Genomic DNA, 5,172 nt, shown 5'->3' with positions numbered 1-5,172 from the left:
CACTCGTGGGCGCGCGACGTCCTGCGTCGCCAGCGCAGTCCCGGCTTCCGGGGCCGCGGGGCCCCAGGAGACACGGAACTGGCTGCCGCCGTCGAAGGTCAGGGAGAGGAGGGCGCGGAGCTCGCCGAGAGCCGGCGCGGCCCAGGGGCTGCCGAACAGCGCCTGATAGCTTCCGACGACGACGATGATCGCCGCCGCGGTCGCCTTCACCGCCGTGGCGAGCCGCCGGTACAGGCGCGCTTTGGCGGCTCCGAGCATGCCTCAGCCGCGCCCGGGCGCCTGCAGCAGAAGCTGCGCGCGCTTCCGCACGACCGACATGCACTTGTCGGCGAAGAAGCCGAGGATGCCGGGCAGCGTCACTTCGAGCTTCACCATCTCGGGCAGCACCTCGATCTGGCCCAAGCAACTCTGCCCCATGGCGCTGACGCGGAACTGGAGCACGTTGTCCGCCCAGCTGTCTTCCTCGATCGTGAGCGGAAGAGACATGTTCTTCGCCTTGACGATCCCGTCCTTAATTCGCTTGATGGCTTGCTCTTGCCCGAGTTGATGACTGACCGTCATCGTCACTGGCTTCGACATCTGTACCTCCTGATCGGACCTGGCCGATGAAGACTTCCGTCGTCCGACCCATGCTGGTCCTGATTGCGGCCCTGTGCGCCGGCTCCGGCGCGGAAGCGGCCGGCAGCGCGGCCGCCGGAGGGGCGCAGTTTCGCGCCCGGTGCGGCATCTGTCACAAGGCCGCTCCTGACGCGAATTCCATCGGGCCGACGCTCTACGGTGTGTTCGGCCGGAAGGCCGGGACCGCGCCAGGATACCACTATTCCGACGCGATGGCCTCTGCGGGAACCGTGTGGGACGAGGCGAGCCTCGACGCCTTCCTGAAGAACCCGAACGCCGAGGTTCCGGGAACGAAGATGTCGTTCGCGGGCATGGCCGACGCGGGGCAGCGCGCGGATCTCGTGGCCTTCCTGAAGTCTCTCGGCGCCGGCCAGCCCTGACCATGCTCAGAGCCCGGCGCTGCGGAAGCGGGCGCGGGTGATGGCGTCGGCCGACAGGGCTTCGGCCTCGAGCCGCGCGAGCTTCCGCTCCAGCATCGCGAGTTCGTCTCCCACCAGCGCGGGCCGAGACGCCTCGCCCGAGCCGAACGGCGCCTCGATCATTGGCTGCTCCTCGTCGCGTGTGAAGGCGAAGAGCGCCCGCGCCACGAGGTAGAGCGCGGCGTAGGCCAGCAGCGTGGTCGAGGCGCTGAACACGAGTCCGAGCAGGAAGGCCCCCCGGAACATCAGCGGGTTGATCCCCGTGAGCTCCGAAAGCGTGGCGCAGACGCCGAGCAGCCATCCGCCGAGCCGCCGGGGAACCAGAGCGCGCGCCCGCCGGATCATCGCATGAGCTCCGACGCCGCCTGGCCGCGCTCGGCGCGCATCACCGTCTCGAGGTTCTCGATCCGCATCGCGATGTCCGCCGCATTGCTGGTCAGGACCTGCATGCGGTCCTCCTCGTCGGCCTTCGCGGCCGCGCTCTCCAGCCAGCGGACGAGCGCCGCCGCGACCGCCACGGTGGGGGTCACGACGAAGCACAGGAAGGCGAGCGCCGACAGCAAGGCTCAGCTCTTGGCGTAGGAGAGCGCGCCCTGGCCGGCGAACTTCTCCTTGAGGTCCTTGAGCTCAGCGCTTGCGGCCGACTCGATCGCCAGCCGGTTCAGCGCGGCGTTGACCTCCGACGTGCGGCCGACGTCATAGACCTCGACCCGGCCCTCGAGCTCGTCGAGCAGTCCCTCCACTTCGCCGAGCTGCGACATGGCGGCGTCGATGCGCTGGTCGTAGGTCTTGCGGCGCAGCCACAGCCGCGTGGTGGCGGTGCGCTGGAGAGTGCGCATGGCGCGCTCGCGGGCCTTGGCCTCCTGCAGCTTCATCTGCAGGCCCTGCATGTCCTGGCTCTGATGGGCGAGCGAGCGAAGCACGCTTTCGAGCTGCTCCTCGAGCGTCGCCAGCATCGAGACGTTGCGCGCCTTGGCCTGCAGGGCTTCGGTCGCAAGGTCGTCGCGGCCGCGCTGAACGGCGATCTCGGCCTTGGACTGCCAGTCCTCCACCTCGGCCTTCAGCCTGGCGACGCGGCGCTCGAGCTCCTTCTTCTCCGTGATGCTGGCGATCGCGGAGGAGCGCGCCTTCACGAGCGTCTCCTCCATGTCCTGGATGAGCAGCCGAAGGCGCTTCTGCGGATTGCTCGCCCAGGTCACCACCGAGTTCACGTGTGACCGGCCGACATGGATCGCCCGCGAAATGATTCCCATGCCAAGCTCCCTGCTGGCCGCGGCCGGAAGCGACCGCGCTCGCCGAACCCGGAGCAAGTCGCATGCCATGGGATATCAACGGCGGCGCATCGCGGGGCGGGGCTTCTGAAACGCGCTGTGATGGCGCAGCGCGGTAGCGCGCCTTGATGCCCCCCGGAGCCTATGCCATAGGCAACGCCTCCCCGCGGGCGCAGACTTCAGAGGTGGCGTAGATGACGGAAGTCCAGGGCCTGATGGCCGGCAAGCGCGGGCTCGTGATGGGCGTCGCCAACAACCGGTCGATCGCCTGGGGCATCGCCAAGGCCGCCGCCGCCGCCGGCGCGAAGCTCGCCTTCACCTATCAGGGCGAGGCGCTGAAGAAGCGGGTCGAGCCGCTCGCCGCCGAACTTTCGGCCGAAGTGGTCGGCCATTGCGACGTCACCGACCCGGCGACGATCGACGCCGTCTTCGAGAAGACCGGCGAGCTTCTCGGCGGGCTCGACTTCCTGGTCCACGCCATCGCCTTCTCGGACAAGGACCAGCTCGACGGCCGCTACCTCGAGACCACGGCCGAAAACTTCCACAAGACGATGTTCGTCTCCTGCTATTCGCTGACCGCGATCGCGCAGCGCGCCGAGAAGCTGATGTCCGGCGGCGGCTCGATCCTGACGCTGACCTATTACGGCGCCGAGAAGTGGATGCCGCACTACAACGTCATGGGCGTCGCCAAGGCCGCGCTCGAGGCGAGCGTGCGCTACCTCGCGGCCGACCTCGGCCCGCAGGCGATCCGCGTCAACGCGATCTCGGCCGGCCCGATCAAGACGCTGGCGGCCTCGGGGATCGGCGACTTCCGCTACATCCTCCGGTGGAACGAGTACAACGCGCCGCTGCGCCGCACGGTCTCGATCGAAGAGGTCGGCGACTCGGCGCTCTATCTGCTGTCCGATCTTGGCCGCGGCGTCACCGGCGAAGTCCACCATGTCGACGCCGGCTATCACATCGTCGGCATGAAGAACCCGGACGCGCCCGACATCTCCGTCGTGGGCTGACCCGGCGGGCGCGTTCATCGCGCCGGCCTCGACGACCCCAGTCCTCCAGCGCCACCGTTGGACGTTCGACGATTGCGAGCATACAATCTCGCGATCGTATGGAAGCCGTAGCGAGGATCGTGGCGCGTGACGTCTGCGTGGAGGCCGCGGATCGGAGCCGCGGCAGGACCGCTCTATCTGCAGATCGCCGACCAGATCGAGGGCGCGCTCGCGTCCGGCGGGCTGCGGGCCGGCGACCGGCGACTTCGGCCGGCCGGTCCCGAACGTGATTCATGACGAGCTGATGCCGGCCGCCGGCGACGCTCTGGCGCGCGCGCGCCGGGAGCCGGTCTCCGCCTATCCTCTCACGGACGACGAACGACTGCTGCGCGATCTGGGCTGGGCCGTGGTGATGCCGCCGCTCGAGGCGCAGCGGCGTCAGCGCGCCCTCGCCGAGCTCCGGCGCACCCGCATCCTGCCGGTCGACCGCCGGAGGTTCGACAAGGCGTCCTACGTGAAGACGCTGCTCGCGGAGCCCTACCGATCGAGCGCGGCGCGCTACGCCCGGCTCAAGGACGACGTCGTGACCGACACGCTCCGGATCGACCCATTCTTCCGGGTCGCCGCGCGCGTCGCCGCCGCGGACCGGGCGCGGGGCAGGGCGCTCGACCTCGTGCCGGAGGTGCAGCCTGCCGAACGATCGAACTCGCTTGCGCGGATCGAGGAGAACGGACTGTTCATCGCCTGGGTGCGTGACTCGTTCGACGAGCGGCTGGTCTCCTACCGATACGCGCTCGACCGCCTGATCCTCGCGACGCCCGACCGGGCCTCGATCGAGGTCGCGGGCGCGATCGACGCCTTCGAGGACGTCCTGGCGAGCCTGAGGCCGCTCGGCGCGCCGCGAGGCGTGTTCAAGGGCTGATCTGACGCGTCGGCTCGCGGTCGCAACTCGCCTTGCCGGCGAGATCCCGCAGCGCCGGCCGCGCGCTCGGACCGGACGCGAACAGCCGCACGAGCACGAATCCCGTCGCGGTCGGCGACACGATCCGCAAAGCCGGACGCCCCTCCGGCGCCTCCTCGACCTCAGCCGCCGCGACGTCGTCCGAACTCAGGATCGTCACCTCGACCGCCCCGTCGGTCGCCGCCTTGTCGGTGAGCGCATAGAACGGCTGGCCGTAGCGGTCGTGGACCGACACGGAGCCGTAGGTGGAGGGCAGGCTCGCCCGGATGGCGACCGGCCCACCCGCCAGATCGTACCGGCAGGCGGCCACGACGAAGCTGGGATCGCGGAACGGCAGCGTCTCCGCGCCGGCCTCGGGCAGCACCGCGAAGCGGCCGACCGGCGCCGCGCCGGCGAGACGATCATAGGCGGAGCCCGGCGCCATCAGCGGCACCGCGAACAGTGTGGCGATGTGCACGAGGCCGCCGAGCGTCAACCCCAGCGCGATCGCGTAAAGCAGCCTCATCATCGGCAGCTCTCCCGCCGGATCGCGAGCAGCGCGTCCGGATCGGAGCGGTCGAGGGGCGTGCCGATCGTGGTGTCGTAGAGGGTCAGCCTCAGCACGAAGGGCCCGGCGCCGCTGAGCTGCTGCCAATTTCCGGGCCGCGCCTCCCGCGACAGCGCGATCCGAAGCGGCCCGCCGTCGAACCGGATGACGTTCGCGCTGTTCAGGCCGGCCGCCTCGCCCTCGCTTTCGATCGGCCTGCCGGTGGGGGAGAAGGCCGCCAAGCTCCACAGCCGCGCATTGGGCAGCCGGCCCTCCAGCGCATAGTCGCAGGCGAGATCGAGCGGCCGCCCGGCGTCGTCGGTCTCGGCGGTGAAGGGGAGGCCGTCGCCGGCGGCCGCTCGATCTCGCCTGCGACTATGCGCTGGAG

At 70.0% G+C, this 5,172-nt stretch carries 10 protein-coding genes; 3 read left to right on the top strand and 7 right to left on the bottom strand.

Annotated elements, in window-relative coordinates; all coding sequences use genetic code 11:
• A partial coding sequence (locus ACIKT0_RS12675) for a hypothetical protein (RefSeq protein WP_407105688.1) occupies nucleotides 1-258 on the bottom strand: 258 nt, incomplete at its 3' end.
• Between the two features lie 3 nt (nucleotides 259-261).
• Complete coding sequence (locus tag ACIKT0_RS12670; RefSeq protein ID WP_407105687.1) at nucleotides 262-579, bottom strand: polyhydroxyalkanoic acid system family protein; 318 nt, start codon at nucleotides 577-579, stop codon at nucleotides 262-264.
• Between the two features lie 26 nt (nucleotides 580-605).
• Between ACIKT0_RS12670 and ACIKT0_RS12665 the strand changes: the two genes are divergently transcribed.
• A complete protein-coding gene (locus ACIKT0_RS12665) occupies nucleotides 606-998 on the top strand; it encodes a c-type cytochrome (protein WP_407105686.1) in 393 nt (130 codons plus the stop codon).
• A 6-nt stretch (nucleotides 999-1,004) separates the two neighbouring features.
• Here the strand turns inward: ACIKT0_RS12665 and ACIKT0_RS12660 are convergent, their stop codons facing one another.
• Genes ACIKT0_RS12660 through ACIKT0_RS12650 form a run of 3 tightly spaced genes read right to left on the bottom strand, consistent with a single transcriptional unit; the run spans nucleotide 1,005 to nucleotide 2,290 of the window.
• Nucleotides 1,005-1,382: a PspC domain-containing protein gene (locus ACIKT0_RS12660; RefSeq protein ID WP_407105685.1), complete on the bottom strand. Its 378-nt coding sequence runs from the start codon at nucleotides 1,380-1,382 to the stop codon at nucleotides 1,005-1,007.
• Complete coding sequence (locus ACIKT0_RS12655; protein ID WP_407105684.1) at nucleotides 1,379-1,600, bottom strand: hypothetical protein; 222 nt, start codon at nucleotides 1,598-1,600, stop codon at nucleotides 1,379-1,381. Before ACIKT0_RS12655 ends, ACIKT0_RS12660 begins: the two co-directional genes overlap by 4 nt.
• 3 nt (nucleotides 1,601-1,603) lie before the next feature.
• Complete coding sequence (locus tag ACIKT0_RS12650) at nucleotides 1,604-2,290, bottom strand: PspA/IM30 family protein (RefSeq protein ID WP_407105683.1); 687 nt, start codon at nucleotides 2,288-2,290, stop codon at nucleotides 1,604-1,606.
• Between the two features lie 212 nt (nucleotides 2,291-2,502).
• On the opposite strand from ACIKT0_RS12650, the gene fabI reads away from it, so the two are divergent.
• Both fabI and ACIKT0_RS12640 read left to right on the top strand, forming a co-directional pair.
• The gene (fabI, locus tag ACIKT0_RS12645; RefSeq protein ID WP_407105682.1) at nucleotides 2,503-3,318 is read left to right on the top strand and encodes an enoyl-ACP reductase FabI; all 816 of its coding nucleotides are present in this window, start codon (nucleotides 2,503-2,505) and stop codon (nucleotides 3,316-3,318) included.
• A gap of 283 nt (nucleotides 3,319-3,601) precedes the next feature.
• Nucleotides 3,602-4,219 (top strand): hypothetical protein, encoded by a 618-nt coding sequence (locus tag ACIKT0_RS12640; protein ID WP_407105681.1) that lies wholly within the window; start codon nucleotides 3,602-3,604, stop codon nucleotides 4,217-4,219.
• Here the strand turns inward: ACIKT0_RS12640 and ACIKT0_RS12635 are convergent.
• A complete protein-coding gene (locus tag ACIKT0_RS12635; protein ID WP_407105680.1) occupies nucleotides 4,209-4,766 on the bottom strand; it encodes a DUF1254 domain-containing protein in 558 nt (185 codons plus the stop codon). The genes ACIKT0_RS12640 and ACIKT0_RS12635 overlap by 11 nt on opposite strands.
• Nucleotides 4,763-5,172 (bottom strand): DUF1214 domain-containing protein (locus ACIKT0_RS12630; RefSeq protein WP_407105679.1); only part of this gene is annotated, 410 nt, incomplete at its 5' end. The genes ACIKT0_RS12635 and ACIKT0_RS12630, both read right to left, overlap by 4 nt.

This window comes from Hansschlegelia beijingensis, assembly GCF_045505405.1.
Classification (GTDB): domain Bacteria; phylum Pseudomonadota; class Alphaproteobacteria; order Rhizobiales; family Methylopilaceae; genus Methylopila; species Methylopila beijingensis_A.
This window is presented reverse-complemented; position numbering and strand designations above follow the sequence as displayed.